The organism is Vallitalea okinawensis (genome assembly GCF_002964605.1).
In the GTDB taxonomy this organism is placed as follows: domain Bacteria; phylum Bacillota; class Clostridia; order Lachnospirales; family PQDH01; genus Vallitalea_A; species Vallitalea_A okinawensis.
This window is the reverse complement of sequence record NZ_PQDH01000008.1, coordinates 80,383-103,073: the sequence shown is the minus strand read 5'-3', so window position 1 is coordinate 103,073 and position 22,691 is coordinate 80,383. Positions and strand designations below refer to the sequence as shown.

Genomic DNA, 22,691 nt, shown 5'->3' with positions numbered 1-22,691 from the left:
TCAAGGATGAAAGAATTAAAAGTAACTAATAAAGACGCTGGACAAAGACTGGATAAATACTTAGCAAAATTCTTAAATAAAGCTCCAAAAAGCTTTATCTATAAAATGCTCAGGAAAAAAAATATTAAATTAAACAAGTTGAAGGCAGATGGTAAAGAGATTGTATTAAATGGGGATTTTATTCAACTCTATTTAGCGGATGATACCATTAATAAATTTAGAAATATGAGTACTAATACCTTGAACTATGAAAAATTAGCTATTGTCTATGAAGATAAAAACATACTTATTTGTAATAAACCTATAGGTATGCTATCTCAGAAGGATGAAAAGAATAGTATTAGCTTAATCGATATCGTCATAGCTTATTTAGAGGGAACTAATCAATATGATCCAGATAAAGATATAGGTTTTAGACCTGGTTTATGCAATCGATTAGATAGAAATACTAGTGGTTTAGTTATTGTAGGTAAAAATTTAATGGCATTACAAGAGATTAATCATGCAATTAAAGAACATCAAATAAAAAAGTATTATTTGACCATAGTTAAAGGGAAAGTTGTTAAGCCTCACACCCTAGTGGACCATTGGGAAAAGGATACTGAAACCAATAGAGTAAAATTAAATAAAGTAGAAATAGAGGGGAAAACAAAGGCTATTAAAACCATTATTAGACCCAAGGAAGGATATCATGGTTTTACTCAGTTGGAAGTGGAATTAGTAACGGGTAAAAGCCATCAAATCAGAGCTCATTTAAAGAGTATTGATCATCCCATACTTGGTGACTTTAAATATGGTGATCCAAGACTTAATAAAACATTAAAGGAAAAATGTCATCTGACCTCACAGCTTTTGCATGCTTATAAGTTGACATTCAATGGCCTTAAGGGGAACGTTGACTACCTTAATAATAAGGAATTTATTGCAGAAGAACCCCAAGTCTTTACAAAAGTTAAAAAATATATAGAAAGAAGGTTGCCAAATGATTTTAAGTAATTTAGAACCTAAAAAAGTATTCGCATTCTTTGAAGAACTTTCTAGTATACCTAGAGGATCAGGAAATGAAAAAAGAGTTAGTGATTTTCTTGTTGATTTTGCTAAGAATAGAAGTTTAGAAGTTATACAAGATCATGTAAATAATGTTATCATTAAGAAACCTGCAACCAAAGGCTATGAGAAGGCACCAACTGTGATTTTTCAAGGTCATATGGATATGGTATGTGAAAAAAACAATGATACAGAGTTTGATTTTCAAAAAGATCCACTGAATTTAAAGATTGTTGATGATTACATTACTGCTGATGGTACTACATTAGGAGCGGATAATGGTATCGCTGTTGCTTATGCAATGGCTATTTTGGATGATAATGAATTGGAACACCCTAGTTTAGAAATCGTTATAACAACAGATGAAGAGACAGGAATGACTGGAGCTTCTAATATTGATTTAAGTCAACTAAAAGGGAAGTATTTAATTAACTGTGATAATGAGAGTGAAGGAACCTTTATTGTGGGTTGTGCCGGTGGAGCGAAAACCACTATCAATTTACCTATTGAACGTGTAAAGGAAGCTGGTATGGTAGCGCATGTTGCGATTAGAGGATTAAAAGGTGGTCACTCCGGTGAGGATATTAACAAGAACCGTGGAAATTCTAATAAGCTAATGGGACGTATTCTTTATGATATAGCTAAGGAGTTAGAGGTAAGCTTAGTCAGCATTAATGGAGGTTCTAAGGATAATGCTATACCGAGAGAAATGGATGCAATTCTATTATTCCATGCCAATGAAGAGCAAGCACTAAAAGACCTTATCCTAAAATGGAATGAGATATTAAAGGGAGAGTTCGCTGTTAGTGATCCAGAATTACACGTTGATGTTACTTTTGATGGCGAATCTGATCAATCAGTTATGAATCAGGATTCCTTTAAAAAAGTTATTCAAATGTTAATGACATTACCATCAGGTATTCAGACAATGAGTAGTGATATTGAGGGACTAGTAGAGAGTTCTTTGAATTTAGGTGTGGTTATTTCAAAAGAAGAAGTTGTTAAATTTATTTTAGCTTTAAGAAGTTCAAAAAAGACACGTTTAGACGATATGTTAGAACGTCTTAAGATTATTACTGAATTATTTGGTGGAGAATTTATTACAAGAGGTTCTTATCCAGCTTGGGAATATAAGCGTGAATCTGAGTTAAGAGAGCTATTTAAAGATACTTATAAGGCACTTTATAATCAGGAACCAAATATAAAAGCTATTCATGCAGGATTAGAGTGTGGTATCTTCTCAAAAGGAATGAAAGATGTTGATATTGTATCGCTTGGTCCAGATATGGAAGATATTCATACACCTGATGAACGTTTAAGTATTTCATCAACAGCTCGCGTTTATGAATTTCTGGTAGAAGTTTTAAAGAGAATGGCGTAATAGTAAAGGTGACTAGCATCACTTTATGTAAGATAATCACATAATGGTTTACTACAATAAAATTAAGGATATCAAAGCATTAATTCGTAAAAGGGTTCCGTGGTATGCGGAACTCTTTTAGTAAAGTAGGATACTGTAAGTTGTTATGATAAGGAGGTCCTATATGAGTTATAGGGTTTTAATCATAGAAGATGAAATTAAAATTAGGCGTGTTCTCAAAGATTATTTGATAATAGAAGGTATTGAAGTATTGGAAGCGGGTGATGGCATATCAGGCTTACAGCTCTTCAAAAATGAAAAAGTAGATCTTATTGTTTTGGATATTATGCTACCAGGAGTTAATGGCTGGGAAGTCTTAAAAGAGATAAGAAAAAATTCAAAAGTATTAGTGCTGATGTTGACTGCTAAGAGTGGAGAAGAAGACAATTTACAGGGATATGCCTTAGGTGCGGATGACTATATCACAAAACCCTTTAGGATCAAAGTGTTAGTGGCAAAAATACTAGCTATGCTTAAACGTACTGACGAGATAGAGGAGAGTAATGATTTTGTCAATCAGCATATAGCTGTAGATCAAACAAGTAAAAAAGTATATGTTATGGGTGAGGAAATTTGCTTAACCAAAAAGGAATATGATCTCCTTATTTATTTTATGAATAATGCCAATGTAGCATTATCAAGAACCCAGATTTTAGATAACGTCTGGGGAAATGAATACATAGGGGCTGAACGGTCCGTTGATGCATGTGTTAAACGACTGCGAGCTAAAGTGGGTGAAAATCATTTACCACTTATCGCGGTAAGAGGTTATGGTTATCGTTTTGAGGTGGCTAAATGAGACGTATAGCTCTTTTAATTATTGGATTTTTATTTTTCGTAGGAATATCAGCAACATTGTTTACCCAATTTATTTTCTCCAAGGAAATTTTTTATGAGATAAAATTTAAGCAACTCTTGGAAAGCTGTCGCCTGATTGAGAAGAGCTTTAAAGACAATGGTGATGTTAGAGATGATGATGAGAAAGTTATGGAATTTGTTTTAAATAATAAAGCGTTACCTGCTTTCGTTGTGAAAGACAATCAAATAATCTATAATATTGGAAATAAATATAAAATTAATTGGGGGCAAAGTGAAGAATTAGATAGTTGGTCTATTGAATCTCAAATTATAAAATTAGCCAATAGTTATGATGAACCAGGCTATACAACCTATGGTTTAGACTCGCTTAGAGTTTTTATTGTAATTTATCCATTTGAAACAGGAGAAAAACTTGTTTTAGTTCAATTAGATAACTATTTTCAGAACGAAATAACACAAATATATATCATCATGATATTTAGTGCATTTTTGATCTTTGTACTTCTGATGATTATTAGTTTCTTGATTATTAGAAAGGTTAGTAAGAACGTAGATGATTTTAATCAAAAGGTGGCCTATATAGGGAATATGGAATTTGAGAAAGCAGGACCTTTTGATGAGTCCCATGGACCTGTGGAATTAACTCGACTAAAGAAATCTTTAAATAAGATGTCAGTCAATCTAAAGAATTCAATTAATGAATTGAATGCCAATAAACTAGCTCTAGAAAAGGAACTGGCTTACAAAACTAAAATGGAAGAATTAAGAAAGAAATTATTTTCAGACGTTTCCCATGAATTAAAGACTCCTATAGCAGTTATTCAAAGTTATTCGGAGGCTTTATTGGATGGCGTTGGAGATGAACAATTTTATAAGCAATCCATATTTGAAGAATCAGTTAAAATGGAGAAGATGGTACAGCAACTATTACAGCTAGCTAAGTATGATGCTGGAGAAGTAGGTATTGAGAAAGAGCGTTTTAATATGAGTGAGCTTGTAGGTAAGCAAGTACTTCTTATGAAGCACCTTGCTGAAGAGGATCATGCTAGCTTTCAATGCCATATTGAGACCAATGTTTTTGGATATGGTGATGAGAGCCAAATCGAGCAAGTTGTACGAAACCTACTGATCAATGGGATACAGCACGGAGATCATAGTGAACCTATTCATGTTAGTTTAATGAGCGATAATAATCAGGTTGTATTTAAAGTCATAAATAGGGTAAGCAAACCTCAAAAGATTGATTTTGAAAGAATATGGGACAGATTCTATAAAGCTGATGAATCCAGACATAGAGAAAGTTCAGGAGCTGGTTTAGGTTTAGCAATAGTGAATCGTATTATGAAACTTCATGATGGTAAATGCTTTACACATTTATCTGATAATGAGATAATGATTGGGATAAAATTGAAGAATATGAATCAGTAATTGAGTATTTATTTCTAGATGATAATTATCATATTTGGATTCGTTATTGTATGCCATACTATCGAAGTGACTTTAATTGAGCATGTTGGAGTAATTAAACAAAAATCCTGTTGATGTTTCAGCAGGATTTTTATTTAATGTATGATATTGTTTTAATTATTGTAAAGAAATACGGTGATGCACTTTTTTTCCTTTTCTAATCATCAATTCTTGATCAGTAAAATCTTCACTAGTTACGATACGGTCAATGGTTTCAACTTTAACATCATTAATACGTACTCCGCCTTGTTGCACAAGACGACGTCCTTCGGAACGAGTAGCAATAAGAGAAGCTTTTTGCATGAGGGTAAGAATATCTAAACCATTTCCAAGTTCATCGACACTAAGTTCAGTAGTTGGTATAGAACCACCTTTTCCACCGCCAGCAAATAAAGCTTTTGCAGCATCTTCAGCTTTCTTAGCTTCACTTTCACCATGAATAATCTTTGTTATCTCAAAAGCTAAAACTTCTTTTGCTTGATTAATTTCTGCACCTTCTAATGCTGCTAACTCATTGATTTGATTCATTGGTAAGAATGTAAGTAGTTTCAAGCACTTGATGACTGCAGTATCTTCGATATTTCTCCAATACTGATAGAATTCATAAGGAGAAGTTTTATCTGCATCTAACCAGACAGCACCTTTTTCTGTCTTACCCATCTTTTTACCTTCACTTGTTGTAAGAAGTGTAAAAGTCATACCAAAAGCAGGTTTGCTTTCTTTTCTTCTTATTAATTCTACACCGCCAAGGATATTGGACCATTGATCATTACCACCGAGTTGTAATGCACAACCATATCTTCTATTAAGCTCTAAGAAATCATAAGATTGCATGAGCATATAATTAAATTCCAGGAACGTTAAACCTTTTTCCATACGTTGTTTATAACACTCGGCTGATAACATACGATTAACAGAGAAGTGAGCACCAATCTCTCTTAAGAATTCAACATAATTTAGGTCTAAAAGCCAATCAGAGTTATTAACCATTAATGCGGCATCATCTTCAAAATTAACTAATTTAGATAACTGCTTTTTGAAGCACTCAGCATTATTAGCAATGATCTCTTTTGTCATCATTTTACGCATATCGGTTTTACCAGTAGGATCACCAATCATGGTTGTTCCACCACCAATTAAGGCGATTGGTTGATGACCTGCTTGCTGCATATGAGCCATAGCCATAATTGTTAAGAAATGACCAACATGCAAACTATCAGCAGTTGGATCAAAGCCTATATAGAAAGTAACTTTTTCCTTCTCTAACATTTCTTTTATTTCTTCTTCGTGGGTACATTGTTCTATAAATCCACGTTCTTTTAGTGTATCAAAAACGTTTTTCACACTAAACCCTCCTATTTCTTAATTGAAGTATAAGCGATTTACCTATAACATAGTGATCAGTCATATTTCTAACCTCATCTTCTAATAATCCTAACATAATTTCATTAGCCTATCAAGGGCTATTTGTCTTATATACTGTGATTCTAAGGTAGATGTAGATGAATGATGAACTTTAAATAGTCTAAATGATTTCACTTACTTTATATTCTTAATGATATGAAATGATATTGCAGTAAGTAAGGGCTTTCAGCTTATATAGGAATAATTACTTAACGGGAATCATATGTTTACATAGAATATAGCTATGAGGTGATCAGCTGTGTGTGGAATAGCAGGATGGATTAACTATAAGGAAAGCATAATGGATAATATTCAAGTTATTGAAAAAATGATAAATCGACTTCAGTACAGAGGACCTGATGAGTGCGGCAAATATCTATCTAATACTGCCATTTTAGGGCATAAACGTTTAGTGGTCGTTGATCCAGAAGGTGGTAAGCAACCTATGTTGGACCGCATGGGTGGAATTACATATTCAATGGTCTATAATGGTGAATTATATAATACAGAGGATATTAGGAAAAAGCTTTCTGAGGAAGGATGCACCTTTAATTCTTATTCTGATACTGAAGTACTTTTAAAGAGTTATATGCACTGGGGAGAGAAGTGCCTAGATTATTTAAATGGTATCTATGCATTTGCAATTTGGGAGGATGAAAATAAGACCTTATTTTTAGCGCGAGACCGTCTAGGAGTAAAACCCTTATTTTATACTGAAATGAAGGACGAATTCATTTTTGGATCTGAGATAAAAGCATTACTTGAACATCCTAAGATTAATCCTATCATAGAAGAAGAAGGACTCCTTGAACTTTTTGGATTAGGACCTGCACGAACCCTTGGTTCGGGGGTATTTAAAAATATTCATGAGGTGAAGCCAGGGGAATTTATTAAAATCACTCCATCTAAAACAGTAAAAAAAATGTACTGGGAACTAAAGGCAAAAGAACATACAGACAATTTTGCAGATACGACTGAACAGGTTAGGTTCTTATTATCGGATGCTATTGAACGTCAATTGGTTGCTGATGTTCCGGTGTGTACTTTCTTATCAGGAGGCTTGGATTCAAGCATAATTAGTGCAATTAGTAGTAAAGCTATGCAACAAAAAGGCTACCTTTTAAAGACATTCTCCATAGATTATTTTGACAATCATCGGTATTTCACAGCCAATGAATTTCAGCCTGATTTAGATAATTACTGGATAAGTTTAATGGTAGATGCTATAAAATCAGAACACCATAACGTTGTTCTGACTATAGAAGATCTAATTGATGCTTTAGATCAAGCTGTTTTAGCTAATGATCTTCCAGGTATGGCAGATATTGATTCTTCTCTATACTTATTTTGTAAGAAAGTAAGAAAGCATGCCACTGTTGGATTAAGTGGAGAATGTGCGGATGAAATATTTGGAGGATATCCTTGGTTCAATAAACCAGAAGATCTAGTATGTGATACTTTCCCTTGGTCCCAATATGTCAATAGAAGAAAATCAATATTAGCAAAGAAGTATCAGAAAATACCTCTAGATGAATATGTTAAAACTGTTTTTGATAGTTCCATTGCTGAAGGCGAATATTGTGATGATCCTGAGTTAGCGAAAATACAAAAAATGACTTATCTGAATATCAAGTGGTTTATGATGACACTTTTAAATAGAAAAGATCGTATGAGTATGGCAAATAGTTTAGAAGTGCGAGTACCTTTCGCAGATCATCGTATTGTAGAGTATACATATAACATCCCTTGGGAGATGAAAAGGTATGGTAATTTAGAAAAAGGTCTTGTGAGAGAAGCTATGCGCGGTATACTACCAGAAGAAGTATTGGAAAGAAAGAAAAATCCATATCCTAAAACACATCATCCAAAGTATCTGAAACTTATCCAGAAAAAGATGAAAAAGATTATTAAATCGAAAGATGCTCCAATTTTGGAAGTCATGGAATATGAAGCTTTAAAGAACATTGTCGATACTGGTGGAAAGGCATTTGATGTACCTTGGTATGGACAGCTCATGACTGGACCTCAATTATTAGCTTATTTCTACCAGATTAACTACTGGTTAGAGAAGTACGAAGTTGATATTCATTAAAAAAAGGTTGCCTGAAAGGCAACCTTTATATTTATGCAACTGCTACTAAATATTCTTTTAAGTTTTCTGGAAGAATCTCAGTTTTACAACTGAGGCTGATAACAAATTTAATATTAAACTTTTCTGACAATTCTTTTAATTTATGTATGAGCACCGCGCCCATATCTTCAGAAATGTGTGCAACCTTTAATAATCCATCTATAAAAATGTGATCTATATCAAAATCTTCGGAAAGTATACCGCATACAAATCCAAAAAATTCATCTAAGTTATCTATTGGGAATTCACTGGCTTGGATAAAACGTATATGATGGTTTAAATCGTATATATGTCTCTTATCATCATCAATGTATACCACATGTCCCTTTGATGTTTTTGCAGCTTCATTAGCCATTTTAATAAGACTCTTTGTTTTACCTTTTCCCTTTTGTCCAGCAATTAATTGTATCATTGTTATCTCCTCCTAAAAAAAGATTAATAAAATTTGTTTATAAAATACTTAGATTTTAGAAAAAAAAGCAACTGCTAAAAACTATATATTATATATATTCTATAAAATCATAAAATATCCTTTTATAATTTTAAGAAAATTATATATTTTTCCGAAAAAAATAAAATTGATTTGCAAATTCTAAAGAAATACACGGAAAAGCGACTAAATATCATTCAAAATTCTATATTTAACCTGTTAAAATATTGCTTAATAATGGTTATTTTGATAAATTACAAGAAACCCATTCATTAATAAAATGAATGGGGTATATAATTTACTCTATATTACCTTGTGAATCTGAGGCAAGTCTACCAAAGAAAGTGAAAGCATAAATACCTGCGATACCAACAACAGCATAAATTACTCTTGAAATCCAGACCCAATTTCCAAAGATTGCATCAATTAGATTAAAATCGAAAAAGCCAACTAAACCCCAGTTGATACATCCAATTATTAATATAGTTAAAGCTACAGCATCGAGTGGTCTTGTATTCATAAGTAAGTCCTCCTTTATTATTACAAAAATTTCATTACGAATAGTATGCCACATCACATATTAATTATGCAGTTATTGTGCTATAATAATGTTTTAGCATACTGAACCGCATAAGAAATGATAATGTACTCATTAAAACTTAATAATATATAATAATATCATTTATATAGTAGAATACAGAATTATGATGTGTAATTTTGATTATAATATGCATTAGATTTTTAAAAATTTTTTATAAGATAGATAGTAAGAAAAGTTGTAAGAAATTTTATTAAATAAACCATACTTTAAATAAGTAAAATCATAGAGGGAGTTAACTTATGCCAAGACTTTACCGTAAATACTCAGATTATTTAAAAGAAAAATATGGTGAGAAAGTTTATAAGCTACCAATTAATTTACCAATCAGTTGTCCAAATCGTATCAAAGGTAATGGTTGTAGTTTTTGTGGCGATAAAGGGGCTGGTCATGAAAGTTTATCCAATCGATTGAGTGTTAGTGAGCAAATTAAAACAAATCGAGACTATATTAGTAAACGTTATAAAGCTAAAAAGTTTATAGCTTATCTGCAAAATTATTCCAACACATATATGCCTTTGGAACAATTTATGAATTATATTATTGCATGTAAATCTGACGGGGTCGTTGAGATAGCCATATCAACACGTCCTGATTGTATTAATGAAGATTATCTCATGTTTTTAGATCAGTTTAGGCACGAGAATAAGATTGAAATTTCTATTGAATTGGGTCTACAAACTGTTAACTATAAAACATTGGAGAAAATTAATAGAGGTCATACCCTAGCGGAATTCATTGATGCGGTATTGCGAATAAAAAAATATAATTTTGACGTATGCGCCCATGTTATCATGAATTTACCTTGGGATGATGAAGATGATATCATTGAAGGGGCTAAAATTATTTCAGCGTTAGGTATTCAAGCTGTTAAGTGCCATTCCTTATATATTGTAAAAGGGACAGAAATGGCAGATCAGTATGTAAGAAATGAGATTGAGATTATAAACTGTGAAAGTTTTAAAAGGCGAATTATATTATTTTTAGAGCATCTAGATCCAGAGATTGTTATTCAAAGGATCATGGCAAGAGCACCTGAAGAGGAGACTCTATTTGCAAATTGGGGGAGAAGCTGGTGGATCATAAAAGAAGAAATTGAGGAAGAGATGGTAAAGAATGATACCTACCAAGGTAAAAAATTCAATTATCTCAATGGAAAGGCATTAAAAGGGGAGGCAGTACCCTTTTAATAATCATATCTATTTTAGGACAATCAGATATTAGAAGAAAGATCTTAACTATTAGGTTAATTTACTAATAGGAGATTGACGATCAGTACTTTTCTTTTCTTTTAAAATTTGATATAATACTATGAGGAGATTGTCTAAAAAATAACAAGTTGGAGGATGAGCAATGAAACTTCATGAAATACGAGGGTTATTAAGTGGTGAAGTATTAACAGACAAGGTGAGTCTTGAAATAGATATAAATTATTGTTATGGTTGTGATTTGATGAGTGATGTACTTGCTTATGTTCAGAATAATGTTTTACTATTAACAGGACTTGTACACCCTCAAGTTATTCGTACTGCTGAGATGTTAGATCTTAAAGCTATTGTTTTTGTTCGTGGTAAACGACCAACAGAAGAAATGGTTAGTATGGCAGAAGATAAAGGTATAGTGTTAATTTGTTCTAAGCATTCATTATATACATCAAGTGGAATCCTGTATGAAAATGGTTTGCTAGGGGAGGAAATCACGCATGAAGCGACATTACAAGGTTGATGGTGAGCAAATGACCTTAGCAGGAGAAGCTTCAAGTGATATGAAGAAACTTCTTATGCAGTTAGGATTTACTAATCAATTGATTAGAAAAGTATCTGTAGCTATGTATGAAGCCGAAATTAATATGGTCATTCATGCTAATGGCGGAGATATTGATATAGAAATAACACCAAAGGAAGTGGTTATTCATTTGAAGGACGAAGGTCCTGGAATTGCTGATATAGGTTTAGCCATGCAAGAAGGGTACACGACTGCTTCAAATGTAGCGAGAGAAATGGGATTTGGAGCTGGAATGGGGTTACCTAATATGAAGAGATATAGTGATGAACTTCATATTAATTCAGAATTAGGAAAAGGAACCGAGGTTAAGATGTTTTTCTATCTTTAGGAGAAGGTGATTATATGGGAGAGTATCTTCCTTCTGTTAAACTGATTGATAAGAAATGTATTGGTTGTACAGATTGTATTAAGCGTTGTCCAACAGAAGCGATACGTGTCAGAAATGGAAAAGCTCAAATTACCAATGAGAAGTGTATTGACTGTGGTCTGTGCATAAAGGTCTGTAGGAATAAGGCGAAGCAAGCAACAACAGACTCAATTGATGACATCAAGCGATTACCTTTTAAATATAAAGTAGCGATACCTGCGCCAACCTTATATAGCCAGTTTAAAAACATTACTAATATCAATATTATTTTAACAGCTGTGAAAGAACTAGGGTTTGATGAAGTATATGAAGTGGCATATGCTGCTGATTTAGTTACCAGAGAAACAATTCGTTACATTAATAATGAAAAATTTGACAAACCAATTATATCATCTGCATGCCCGGCAATAGTAAGGCTTATTCAGATCAAGTATCCTACTTTAATTCAAAATATACTGCCTTTTATTTCGCCTATGGAATTGATGGCACGTGTAGCAAAAGAACATCTTATAAAGAAAGGGATTAAGGGAAAAGACATCGGCGTATTTTTCATTACACCATGTGCAGCTAAAGCCACTAATGTACGTTCACCACAAGTTGTGGATTATTCATATGTTGATGGCGTTATAGCTTTGCGGGATATTTATGCAAAAATGTTGACCTTGATCAAACAAATAAAGGCAGCACCTGAAAGAATAGAGGTTTTACGCCAAAGTACACTTAAAGGTATTAACTGGGCAAGGTCTGGTGGAGAAAGTGAAGCACTTGGACTTGATAATATTATTTCTGTAGATGGTATTGAAAATGTTAAAACCATTTTAGATAACGTAGAGAATGGTAAACTTGAGAATGTTGATTTTATTGAAGGGTTAGCCTGCACTGGTGGATGCCTAGGCGGTCCGTTAACAGTTGAGAATTGCTTTGTAGCAAAAAATAGAATGCGGAAGATTTTACAATGTGCTGATGACAACTGCCTTTTAAGGGATATTAACTTTGAGCATGGTGAGTTAAATATACGCTGGGAATCACCATTACAACCTCAGTCAGTGCTTAAGTTAGATGATGATATCAATGTCGCATTAGCCAAACTAGAGGAAATAGAAAAAATATTTCTTACATTACCAAAAATCGATTGTGGTTCTTGTGGGGCACCTACTTGTAATGCTTTAGCTGAAGATATTGTTATGGGGAATGCAGTTATAGAAGATTGTATATTTATGTTGCGTAAGAAAGTTAGAGAAATGGCTGAGGAGATGGTCAATTTATCTGAAAAACTTCCAGCAACATTCCAACAAGATGAGTAAATACTTGAAAAGTGACTACCATCACGTTTCAAGTATATGCAGGAAAGTATGGTTCCTTGCTTCATCATTTCATGTAACGAAATGTATCAAAAGTAATGAGGCTCGATGCCACATTGCTTTTAAAAGCAAAACGCAATACTTTCCTACATTACAAGAAAAGTGACTACCATCACGTTTCAAGTATGTGTAGGAAAATTCGATTCCTTGCGAGCAAAATACGGATTTTCCTACACTAAAATAAAGTTGTTTAGAAAGAAGGTACACTTATGACTGTTCGAGAACTTGTTGACAAGTTAGACTTAAAAGTTATTGCTGGTCAGGGAGGATTAGATAAAGAGATTGAAGGCGGTTTTGTTGGGGATTTATTAAGTGTAGTAATGGGCAAGGCAAAAAAGGGCGATGTTTGGGTGACTATTCAAAGCCATATCAATATTATTGCTGTAGCTACGCTAGTTGAAATATCCTGCATCATTATATCAGAAGGATATAAACTTGATTTAGATGCTGAAGCAAAAGCTAATGATGAAGATATTCCTATTATTACTGTAGGAGATTCATCCTATGAAATGACAAAGAAATTATCCAATTTAGGAATTTAGGTAGTCAATATATTGATGCCTTAGAGTGGAGTAGGTAATATGAAGGAACTTTCATTACATCTTTTGGATATAGCAATGAATAGTGTGCGTGGGGAAGCAACAAAAATTGATATTGACGTTATGGAAAAACCCTCTATCAATATTTTTGAGTTTAGTATCAAAGATAATGGTAAAGGAATCGATAAAGAAATGCTCCATCAGATTAAAAATCCCTTTACAACTAGCCGTACAACTCGAAAAGTCGGCTTAGGCATTTCATTAATGGATAGTACATGTAAGTTATGTGATGGGACGTTTGATATCTCAAGTGAGCAAGGTGTTGGCACAAAAGTTGTCGCTACATTAGCTTATAATCATATTGATCGTCCACCTCTAGGGGATATAGCCACCTCATTAATGGGGTTGTTTGCATCATATGATCAAATACTCTTTAAATATAAACATTCCTACGAAGATAATACATTTTTACTTGATTTAGATGAGATAAAAAAAGTATTAGACGGAATGCCTCTAAGTCATCCTGATGTTTATCAATGGACATTGAACTATATTAATGAGAATATTAACGATCTAAAAAAAGAATCTGATAATAAATTAACAAAAACTACCTTGGATAAAACTAAATGAACATTGTATACAGAATACAAGCCTTGAAAACAGCTATTTTCTAGGTTTGTATTTTTGTTTATAAATAAACAATCATTGTAAAAGGGGGGATATTGTATTATCATAGTTGTGTAGAATATACTAAAATGAGGAGACATTCTAAGAAAAAATAATTCAATATATGAATTTAGCATTAAATATTTACATGTATTGGTTATTTACTATTAAAAGATTTATATAAATGATGGATTGCTTAAAGTATTGCTTAGAACAATTTCTAAGTAGGTTTATATAAATGGTTTAATGAAATCAAAGTATATAAAAAACGATAATTAAAAGATTAAGGTTCAAAATGAATCTAACAATTTTTTGAGGAAATAGGAGGGATTATGTGGCTAGACTAACGTTTAAACGAGGGATTCATCCTCCACATGGTAAACATTATACTGAAGATAAGCCTATTGAAAACTATTTAGATCCAAAAGGTGACCTTGTATACCCAATGGTGCAACACATTGGGGCACCCTGTGAGCCATTAGTAAAAAGAGGAGACCGGGTATTAGTAGGTCAAAAAATTGCTGAAGCACAAGCTTTTGTTTCCGCGCCTATACACTCCAGCGTATCAGGTACAGTAAAAGCCATAACGGAGTCACTCATACCAAATGGACAAAAAGTTAAGGCCATTGTGGTAGAAAATGACCATGAATACGAAGAGGACCCATCTCTTAATAAAGCATATAATTATAAAGATATGACCAGAGAAGAAATTATTAATGTCATTAAAGAAGCAGGAATCGTAGGTATGGGTGGTGCAGGCTTTCCTACTCATATCAAATTATCACCTCCAGAAGATAAAGAGATTGATCACATCATTTTAAACGGAGCTGAATGTGAACCTTATTTGACATCAGATTATCGGGTTATGCTTGAAGAATCTGAACGCATCATAGAAGGTTTAAAAATAATATTGACTTTATTTCCAAAAGCAAGAGGGGTTATTGGAATAGAGGATAACAAACCAGAAGCAATTAAAATATTAAAGCAGCATGCTGCAGGACAAGATCGAATAGATGTTGTAAGTTTAAAAACGAAGTACCCTCAAGGAGCAGAAAAGCAATTGATCTATGCAGTGACTAAAAGAGAGGTACCTTTTAAAGGTAAGTTACCTGCTGATGTAGGTTGCATTGTACACAATGTTGATACTGTTGTAGCTGTACAAAGAGCCATAAGAAGAGGACGTCCACTGATGAGACGTATTGTTACAGTTACAGGGGGAGCAATTAAGGAGCCAAAGAATTTCAAAGTTAGAATAGGAACAAGCTATCAAGAACTTATTGATGCTGCAGGAGGTTTCACTGAGGAACCTGTAAAGCTTATTTCTGGAGGACCAATGATGGGAATGGCTCTTTATAATGTAGATTTACCAGTCGTTAAAGGAACATCTGCCATATTAGCATTAACAAAGAAAGAAGCTAACGATGGCGGTGAGCTCAATTGTATACGATGCGGTAAATGTATTGAAGTATGTCCTTTAAATCTCATACCTTCTGAACTTAATGCATTAGCTTTAAACAAAGATTGGGAAGGGTTTGAAAAGTTAAACGGGCTTGAGTGTTTACAATGTGGTTGCTGTTCTTTTGCATGTCCTTCTAAACGTCATTTAGTTCAGTCACTTAGAACAGCCAAATCAACTATTTTACAAAACAGAAGGAAGAAGAAATAGGGGGGATTTTCGTGTCACAATTGTTTAAAGTAACTTCTTCACCTCATGTAAAATCTAAAGATTCAACGAGTAGAATCATGTTAGATGTGGTATTAGCATTAATACCAGCAGGTTTATTTAGTATATATTTCTTTGGATTTGATGCACTGGTTATCATTCTTTTATCAGTAATAAGTTGTGTAGGTGCTGAATATGTTTGGCAAAAGCTAACCAATCAACCAGTTACAGTAAAAGACTTCAGTGCATTAATTACGGGTATCTTATTAGCATATAATTTACCTTCAAATGTGCCATTTTGGATACCAATCATAGGTGGAGTATTTGCAATTATATTAGTTAAGCAATTTTTTGGTGGTTTAGGTCAGAACTTTATGAACCCAGCTTTAGCAGCAAGAGCTGTCTTACTTACTTCATGGGCTGGTCATATGAGTAATTTTGCAATAGATGGTGTATCATCTGCAACGCCTTTAACAGCCATAAGTTTAGGTGAGGGTGCATTACCACCTTTATCCGATGTGTTTGTTGGAACTATAGGTGGAAGCCTTGGAGAAACATCAGCTCTCTTCTTATTATTAGGAGCTGCATATTTGATGTATAGAGGCGTTATCAGCTGGCGTATTCCTATTACTTATGTTGGTACAGTTTTTGCATTAACATATTTATTTGGTGGTAATGGTTTATATGAGATTTTTGCTGGTGGATTAATCTTAGGAGCGTTTTTTATGGCTACAGACTATAGTACTTCTCCTATGACATCAAAAGGTCATATTTTATTTGGTATTGGTTGTGGACTATTAACAGTTGTTATACGAAAATTTGCTGGATTACCTGAAGGGGTATCTTATGCCATCATTTTAATGAACTTGGCAGTACCATTAATTGATCGTTACACGCGTCCAAGAACATTTGGGGAGGTGGCTTAAATGAGTAAATTAAACAATACAGAGAATATACTGGTTTTAGGTCTTGTACTTTTTATCATTACTGCAATTGCAGGAGCTTTATTAGGTTTTGTAGATGAAATGACTTACGAACCTAGAATGACCCAAATGGAGAAAGCTAAAAATGAAGCATTAAAGATGGTATTATCAGAAGCTGATGGGTTTGATAGTATTGATGTTGATTCAACGTCTTTTCCTAGTATCGTTGAAGCCTACAAAGCAACCAATGATGCTGGTTATGCCATGAAAGTAACTACTAAAGGTTATGGTGGAACCATTGTTTTATTCGTGGGGTTGGATAAAGAGGGTGTTGTGACAGGTATGCATATGCTACAACATCAAGAAACACCTGGTCTAGGTGCAAATGCCAATAATCCAGAATTTAAAGATCAGTTCCCAGGTAAGGGACCTGAAGTTATTGGTTTAACTAAAAATGCACCTTCTGAAAGTGAAGTTCAAGCCATAACTGGTGCTACGATAACATCTAATGCTATTGTCAATGGTGTTAATGATGCTTTGGCTTATTATGAAGACATTTTGGCAGGGGAGGAACAATAATGAGAAATCTTATTGAGCGTTTAAAAGTAGGTATTATACAAGAAAACCCAATTTTTATGCAAGTTTTAGGTATGTGTCCTACTCTTGCTGTTACTACTTCTGCTGAAAATGGGCTAGGTATGGGACTTGCAACAACTGCAGTTTTAATGGGATCTAATTTAGTTATTGCATTAATTCGTAAGCTGATTCCTAGTAAAGTCCGTATTCCAGCTTTTATCGTTGTTATTGCAACCTTTGTCACAATGATAGATTTATTACTTCAAGCTTATTTACCTGACTTACACAATGCTTTAGGGTTGTTTATACCTTTAATCGTTGTTAACTGTTTAATTTTAAGCCGTGCAGAAGCTTATGCATCTAAGAATTCAGTTCTACCATCTTTATTTGATGGTTTAGGTATGGGGATTGGCTTTACAGTTGCCTTAACTGTTATTGGAGTCGTGAGAGAACTCTTTGGGGCAGGTATGATTTTTGGTATGCAAATTATGCCAGATAGCTTTGAACCAGCAGTAATCATGGTATTAGCGCCAGGAGCATTCTTTGTTCTAGGTATTTTACTAGCTTTATTTAATGTTGTTAAAAATAGAAAAGCTAACGCTTAGTGAGGGGGAAATAGGATGACAGAATATCTTTTAATATTATTATCTGCTATACTAGTTAACAACTTTGTATTATCACGTTTCTTAGGTATTTGTCCTTTTCTAGGCGTATCTAAAAAGGTTGAAACGGCATTTGGGATGGGAATGGCTGTTACTTTCGTTATGACAATGGCATCTATTATCTCATACATTGTTTATAAGTGGGTATTACAACCTATCGGTATGGAATATTTATCAACAATTGCTTTTATACTTGTTATTGCTTCACTGGTACAATTAGTTGAAATTGTTATTCAAAAGGTGAGCCCATCACTTTATCAGGCTCTAGGTATTTACTTACCACTAATAACAACGAACTGTGCTGTACTTGGGGTTGCTGTTTTAAACAAAGATCTAGAATATAATTTACTAAAAAGTGTTGTTCATGGTGCAGGAGCTGCAATAGGTTTTACGTTAGCTATTGTATTGTTTGCAGGTATTCGTGAAAGACTTGAAAAAAATAACATATTACCCTCACTTCAGGGATTCCCAATTGCACTGATCACTGCAGGGTTGATGGCGGTTGCCTTTTTAGGCTTCCAAGGCCTTATATAAGGAGGGGGATGACTGATGGAGATTTTATTTCCGATATTAATATTAAGTGGGTTAGGAATAGTAGCAGGTTTAGGATTAGGTATAGCTTCTAAAGTATTTGCTGTTGAAGTCGACCCAAAAGTGCCTTTAATTCGAGATGCTTTACCAGGTGCTAACTGCGGTGGTTGTGGTTATGCAGGATGTGATGCTTACGCAAAGGCTGTAGCTTCTGGAGAAGTTTCTATTGATGCTTGCCCAGTTGGAGGAACTCAAACCATAGAAGCACTTTCCGGTATTATGGGTGTTGAAGCTGAGACAAAGGAAAAAGAAGTTGCTTTTGTTATGTGTCACGGTACATGTGATAAAGCAAAAGAGCAATATGTATATGAAGGGATTCATGATTGTTTAGAAGCAGCAAATATTCCAGGTGGAGGGTCCAAAAGTTGTCGATATGGCTGTCTTGGCCTTGGCACATGTGAAAGAGCGTGTCCTTTTGGTGCTATTGATATCATTGATGGAATTGCTGTTATTAATGAAGAAAAATGTACGAGTTGTGGAAAATGCGTTGTTGCTTGTCCAAAAGCCCTCATTGAGTTAGTTCCTGTAAAGAAGAAAGTACGTGTTATGTGCCACAGTGAAGACAAAGGTAAAGATGTTAAGCAATCCTGTGAAGTGGGATGTATCGGTTGTCGCATGTGTACAAAAGTTTGTGAACCTGGTGCCATTACAGTTACAAACAACCTTGCTCACATTGACTATAGTAAATGCACACAATGCGGAAATTGTGTAGAAAAATGTCCAACAAATGCAATAGAATTCATTTAAAGAGATGACCTTCGGGTCATCTTTTCGCTTTTATAACATGATTTTTAAAATACTTTTTCAATTAAACAAAATTGTATACAAAATATTTTTTTTATGCTAGAATAAAATAGAATAAATTATCAACTTATACTTGACAAGGTCAGTAGCAGACCTAAACCTACCCGAATTAATGAATGGTTTGGAAAGTATATATTGGGGTATACTTTGAGGGGAGGCAAGCTTAGATGAACAAGAAAAGTGGATGGATTTTTGTATTATTTCTGTTCATAGGTATTGTAATTGGTGGTTTTTTAGGTACTTATTTTGCAGAGTCGCCTATATTAAGTTGGTTAAATTATGGACAAGTATTTACTTTAAGCCCCGAATTTAATTTTAGTATTATTGAATTTGATATGAATCTAAAAATTTCAATAAATCTTGCTAGTATTATTGGAATTCTCTTAGCGATCTTTGCATATAGAAAAATGAAATAATAGGTCCACAATTTTTTCATTTCGTCATCTTTATGCTTACCTGTTAATCGATCATAGCTTTTTAGTAAAAGAAAGATAATGACTATTTATAGCTAAAACGATTGATGGTGAAATTTCAAGCTGAAATGATACATAAGTTGAATGAGATTGCTATGGAATTAGCAATTGCTTAGTGTTATTCACTTATTAATGTTAATGAAGGATATATTGAACTTTAAGCCCTTGAAACATAAAGTTCAATGTATTGTATAATGAGGTAGGAAAGAATGAGAAAAAAAATTATTCTTGCATCTCAGTCACCTAGGCGAAAGGAATTACTGGAATTATTACAGATAGACTTTGAAATTTTATCCGAAGAAGTTGAAGAATCTTATGATAGCAACATGTCACCAGAAGAGATCGTTGAGTATTTAGCTTTTAAAAAGGCTAAAGCTGTGGCGGAAAATACATCGGAGAAGGCTGTTATCATTGGGTCAGATACCATTGTAGAATTGGATGGGGAGATACTTCTTAAGCCAAAAGATATTGAAGATGCAATACTTATTTTGAAAAGACTCAGTGGTAAGAAACATCGCGTCTATACAGGACTTGCAATAATAGATCTTTACCAAGACAAAAAGATTGTAACACATGATTGTACAGAAGTCTTAATGGCTGAGTTAACTGAAGAAGAAATAAAATTTTATATTGATACCAAGGAACCAATGGATAAAGCCGGTGCATATGGTATACAAGGTATCGGTTCTATTTTTGTTGAAAAAATTAATGGTGATTTCTTTAATGTTATGGGCTTACCTTTACGAAGACTTTATCTAAGTCTTGACTCATTAGGGATTTCTTTACCAAAGATGATGACATTTTAATCATAAATAATGAGCAAATATATAATAATGATTATGATACTTGCACTGAGAAAAGTAGATTACAACTGGACCAAGCTTGCAATTTTAAATATTGAGGTGTTCTGATGGTAAGAGATAAACATTTAACGATGAAAGATTTACCTGACTCCGAGAAACCTTATGAAAAGAGCTTACAGTATGGCGTAAATACTTTGTCAGATGCAGAGTTGTTAGCAGTAATATTGAGAACAGGATCCCATAAAATCAAAGCTGTTGACTTAGCACATCAACTACTATTATTAGATTCTGAGCAACCAGGATTAATGGGGCTTATTCAAAGAACTCCTGAAGAATTAAGGACCGTTAAAGGTATTGGTGAAGTGAAATCTATTCAGATTGGTGCAATTTTTGAGTTAGCTAAAAGAATAGCTAAGTTAAATGCCATTGAAAAGTTAAAAATTAATTCACCAAGTAGTGTTGCTGCCATGTACATGTCTGAAATGCGTTATTTGAAGCAAGAGCAGTTTAGACTCATATGTCTAGATACCAAAAATCAAATCATAGCAGATAAGATTATGACAATTGGAAGCGTCAATGCTTCAATTGTACATCCAAGAGAAATATTTATTGAAGCTATACGACATGGAGCGGTTAATTTAATCATGGTACATAATCATCCAAGTGGTGATCCAACTCCTAGTAGGGAAGATCGTCTGATAACCAAACGAGTTGTAGAATGCGGTGAATTACTTGGGATAAAGGTTTTAGATCATATTATTATAGGTGATGGTAGATATATTAGTTTGAAGGAAAAAGGGATCTGCTAATAGATTATCCTACCAGACCAATTAGGCATATAATTTAAATAAAGTAGTCATCTATTTTTATTTTGCTTATTAACATTGATTATATTTAATTCATAACATAAGATATATAGAAATCATGACGGTGGATTAGGTATATTCTAATAAACAAAAACTCACAACTTGACTAGTTTATTTTTTTCATGTCTTATTCATTTTACGCAGTTATATGGAATTATTTTCTTATTCGTTGCATGAATTCATGTATTGGGTGGAATAATATAGAAGATTTTGACTGAGGGGACCTATTGTTAGACTTAGAAAGGAAGAATAAACATGCTATTTTCGAATGATTTAGGTATAGATTTAGGAACTGCGAATACTCTTGTGTTCGTAAAAGGAAAAGGAATTATTGTTAATGAACCTTCTGTTGTGGCTCTCAATGAGAACACGAAAGAGGTACTGGCTGTTGGTAATGAGGCAAAATTAATGATAGGTAGAACACCAGGTAATATAGTAGCAACAAGACCGATGAAAGATGGTGTTATAGCTGATTTTGATACAACTCATACCATGCTGAAATATTTCTTTGGTCGAGCTTTTAAAAAAAGACTCTTTGGTAGTAAACCTCGTGTAGTTATATGTGTACCTTCAGGAGTTACAGAAGTTGAAAAAAGAGCTGTTAGAGAAGCTGCAATACAAGCTGGAGCAAGTGAAAGAGCTTGTTATTTAATAGAAGAACCTATGGCTGCTTCTATCGGAGCAAATTTACCAGTTGCTGAGCCAACTGGTAGTATGGTCGTTGATATAGGTGGCGGGACTACTGAAGTAGCTGTAATTTCTTTAGGAGGTATCGTTACTAGTCGCTCATTACGTATAGCAGGCGATGATCTAGATGAACATATTGTATTATACATTAAAAAAGCTTATAACTTAATGATTGGTGAACGTACTGCTGAAAACATTAAAGTTAAAATTGGTTATGCTATGGCAGATGATGAACTTGGTCTCGAAACTATTGAAGTAAGAGGACGTGACTTGATAACAGGTTTGCCAAAAACGATTGAATTAACAAGTAAGGAAGTAACTAAAGCTATTAGTGACCCTATTAATTCTATTATAGATGTTATTAAGTATACTCTTGAAAAAACACCACCTGAATTAGCTGCTGACATAATGGAGACAGGAATTACTTTAACGGGTGGAGGAGCATTACTGAAATCTTTAGATACTATAATTCATAAAGAAACAGGCATGCCAGTCCATATTGCAGAAGAACCACTTAATTGTGTTGCTTTGGGTACTGGTATGGTATTAGATCAAATAGACATATTAAAGAATGTACTGATTCAATAAGGGGGATTAATGGGGGTGTCA

Annotated in this window: 24 protein-coding genes; 21 read left to right on the top strand and 3 right to left on the bottom strand. The window is 33.7% G+C overall.

The genetic code is table 11. The features are described from left to right. Positions 1–6 precede the first annotated feature (6 nt). The 4 genes from C1Y58_RS19420 to C1Y58_RS19405 all read left to right on the top strand — a co-directional run bounded on the left by C1Y58_RS19420 (position 7) and on the right by C1Y58_RS19405 (position 4,714). On the top strand, positions 7–996 hold the full coding sequence (locus tag C1Y58_RS19420) for an RluA family pseudouridine synthase (RefSeq protein ID WP_105618010.1): 990 nt from the start codon (positions 7–9) through the stop codon (positions 994–996). Further along, positions 983–2,428 carry an aminoacyl-histidine dipeptidase gene (locus C1Y58_RS19415; protein ID WP_105618009.1) on the top strand — a complete coding sequence of 482 codons (1,446 nt, stop codon included), beginning with the start codon at positions 983–985 and terminating at the stop codon, positions 2,426–2,428. The genes C1Y58_RS19420 and C1Y58_RS19415 overlap by 14 nt, the downstream gene beginning before the upstream one ends. A gap of 163 nt (positions 2,429–2,591) precedes the next feature. Next, positions 2,592–3,266: a response regulator transcription factor gene (locus tag C1Y58_RS19410; protein ID WP_105618008.1), complete on the top strand. Its 675-nt coding sequence runs from the start codon at positions 2,592–2,594 to the stop codon at positions 3,264–3,266. Beyond that, positions 3,263–4,714, top strand: coding sequence for a sensor histidine kinase (locus C1Y58_RS19405; protein WP_105618007.1), 1,452 nt, complete (start codon positions 3,263–3,265; stop codon positions 4,712–4,714). The genes C1Y58_RS19410 and C1Y58_RS19405 overlap by 4 nt, the downstream gene beginning before the upstream one ends. Before the next feature lie 156 nt (positions 4,715–4,870). Here C1Y58_RS19405 and tyrS read toward each other — a convergent pair whose 3' ends face one another. After that, on the bottom strand, positions 4,871–6,097 hold the full coding sequence (gene tyrS / locus C1Y58_RS19400) for a tyrosine--tRNA ligase (protein WP_105618006.1): 1,227 nt from the start codon (positions 6,095–6,097) through the stop codon (positions 4,871–4,873). A 319-nt stretch (positions 6,098–6,416) separates the two neighbouring features. Here tyrS and asnB point away from each other — a divergent pair, with 319 nt between their 5' ends. Continuing rightward, on the top strand, positions 6,417–8,249 hold the full coding sequence (gene asnB, locus C1Y58_RS19395; RefSeq protein ID WP_105618005.1) for an asparagine synthase (glutamine-hydrolyzing): 1,833 nt from the start codon (positions 6,417–6,419) through the stop codon (positions 8,247–8,249). A gap of 31 nt (positions 8,250–8,280) precedes the next feature. Here asnB and C1Y58_RS19390 read toward each other — a convergent pair whose 3' ends face one another. Together C1Y58_RS19390 and C1Y58_RS19385 are read right to left on the bottom strand one after the other, a co-directional pair. Then, the gene (locus C1Y58_RS19390; protein WP_105618004.1) at positions 8,281–8,700 is read right to left on the bottom strand and encodes a twitching motility protein PilT; all 420 of its coding nucleotides are present in this window, start codon (positions 8,698–8,700) and stop codon (positions 8,281–8,283) included. A 316-nt stretch (positions 8,701–9,016) separates the two neighbouring features. Beyond that, a complete protein-coding gene (locus C1Y58_RS19385; protein ID WP_105618003.1) occupies positions 9,017–9,238 on the bottom strand; it encodes a DUF378 domain-containing protein in 222 nt (73 codons plus the stop codon). A 320-nt stretch (positions 9,239–9,558) separates the two neighbouring features. Here C1Y58_RS19385 and C1Y58_RS19380 point away from each other — a divergent pair, with 320 nt between their 5' ends. From C1Y58_RS19380 to C1Y58_RS19305, 16 genes are all read left to right on the top strand, one after another. Continuing rightward, positions 9,559–10,506 carry a tRNA modification radical SAM protein MnmL/YtqA gene (locus C1Y58_RS19380; protein WP_105618002.1) on the top strand — a complete coding sequence of 316 codons (948 nt, stop codon included), beginning with the start codon at positions 9,559–9,561 and terminating at the stop codon, positions 10,504–10,506. A gap of 163 nt (positions 10,507–10,669) precedes the next feature. Further along, positions 10,670–11,041 carry a hypothetical protein gene (locus tag C1Y58_RS19375; RefSeq protein WP_105618000.1) on the top strand — a complete coding sequence of 124 codons (372 nt, stop codon included), beginning with the start codon at positions 10,670–10,672 and terminating at the stop codon, positions 11,039–11,041. Continuing rightward, the gene (locus C1Y58_RS19370; protein ID WP_105617999.1) at positions 11,019–11,429 is read left to right on the top strand and encodes an ATP-binding protein; all 411 of its coding nucleotides are present in this window, start codon (positions 11,019–11,021) and stop codon (positions 11,427–11,429) included. The genes C1Y58_RS19375 and C1Y58_RS19370 overlap by 23 nt, the downstream gene beginning before the upstream one ends. A 14-nt stretch (positions 11,430–11,443) precedes the next feature. After that, positions 11,444–12,772 (top strand): [Fe-Fe] hydrogenase large subunit C-terminal domain-containing protein, encoded by a 1,329-nt coding sequence (locus tag C1Y58_RS19365; RefSeq protein WP_105617997.1) that lies wholly within the window; start codon positions 11,444–11,446, stop codon positions 12,770–12,772. 266 nt (positions 12,773–13,038) lie between these two features. Continuing rightward, the gene (locus C1Y58_RS19360; protein WP_105617996.1) at positions 13,039–13,371 is read left to right on the top strand and encodes a DRTGG domain-containing protein; all 333 of its coding nucleotides are present in this window, start codon (positions 13,039–13,041) and stop codon (positions 13,369–13,371) included. A 39-nt stretch (positions 13,372–13,410) separates the two neighbouring features. Further along, entirely contained in the window at positions 13,411–13,998 is a 588-nt protein-coding gene (locus tag C1Y58_RS19355) for an ATP-binding protein (protein WP_105617995.1), read from the top strand. A gap of 370 nt (positions 13,999–14,368) precedes the next feature. After that, positions 14,369–15,700, top strand: coding sequence for an electron transport complex subunit RsxC (rsxC, locus tag C1Y58_RS19350; protein ID WP_105617994.1), 1,332 nt, complete (start codon positions 14,369–14,371; stop codon positions 15,698–15,700). A gap of 11 nt (positions 15,701–15,711) precedes the next feature. Next, entirely contained in the window at positions 15,712–16,623 is a 912-nt protein-coding gene (locus C1Y58_RS19345) for an RnfABCDGE type electron transport complex subunit D (RefSeq protein WP_242985440.1), read from the top strand. Further along, a complete protein-coding gene (locus tag C1Y58_RS19340; RefSeq protein WP_105617991.1) occupies positions 16,624–17,199 on the top strand; it encodes an RnfABCDGE type electron transport complex subunit G in 576 nt (191 codons plus the stop codon). Next, a complete protein-coding gene (rsxE, locus tag C1Y58_RS19335) occupies positions 17,199–17,801 on the top strand; it encodes an electron transport complex subunit RsxE (RefSeq protein WP_105617990.1) in 603 nt (200 codons plus the stop codon). The genes C1Y58_RS19340 and rsxE overlap by 1 nt, the downstream gene beginning before the upstream one ends. Before the next feature lie 15 nt (positions 17,802–17,816). Next, entirely contained in the window at positions 17,817–18,392 is a 576-nt protein-coding gene (gene rsxA, locus C1Y58_RS19330; RefSeq protein WP_105617988.1) for an electron transport complex subunit RsxA, read from the top strand. Between the two features lie 15 nt (positions 18,393–18,407). Further along, a complete protein-coding gene (locus C1Y58_RS19325; protein WP_105617987.1) occupies positions 18,408–19,196 on the top strand; it encodes an RnfABCDGE type electron transport complex subunit B in 789 nt (262 codons plus the stop codon). Between the two features lie 224 nt (positions 19,197–19,420). Beyond that, on the top strand, positions 19,421–19,669 hold the full coding sequence (locus C1Y58_RS19320; protein WP_105617985.1) for a DUF4321 domain-containing protein: 249 nt from the start codon (positions 19,421–19,423) through the stop codon (positions 19,667–19,669). Between the two features lie 266 nt (positions 19,670–19,935). Next, positions 19,936–20,532, top strand: coding sequence for a Maf family protein (locus C1Y58_RS19315; RefSeq protein ID WP_105617984.1), 597 nt, complete (start codon positions 19,936–19,938; stop codon positions 20,530–20,532). Positions 20,533–20,636: 104 nt separating this feature from the next. Further along, on the top strand, positions 20,637–21,338 hold the full coding sequence (radC, locus tag C1Y58_RS19310) for a RadC family protein (protein WP_105617982.1): 702 nt from the start codon (positions 20,637–20,639) through the stop codon (positions 21,336–21,338). 312 nt (positions 21,339–21,650) lie between these two features. Further along, on the top strand, positions 21,651–22,670 hold the full coding sequence (locus C1Y58_RS19305) for a rod shape-determining protein (protein WP_105617981.1): 1,020 nt from the start codon (positions 21,651–21,653) through the stop codon (positions 22,668–22,670). Positions 22,671–22,691: the final 21 nt, after the last annotated feature.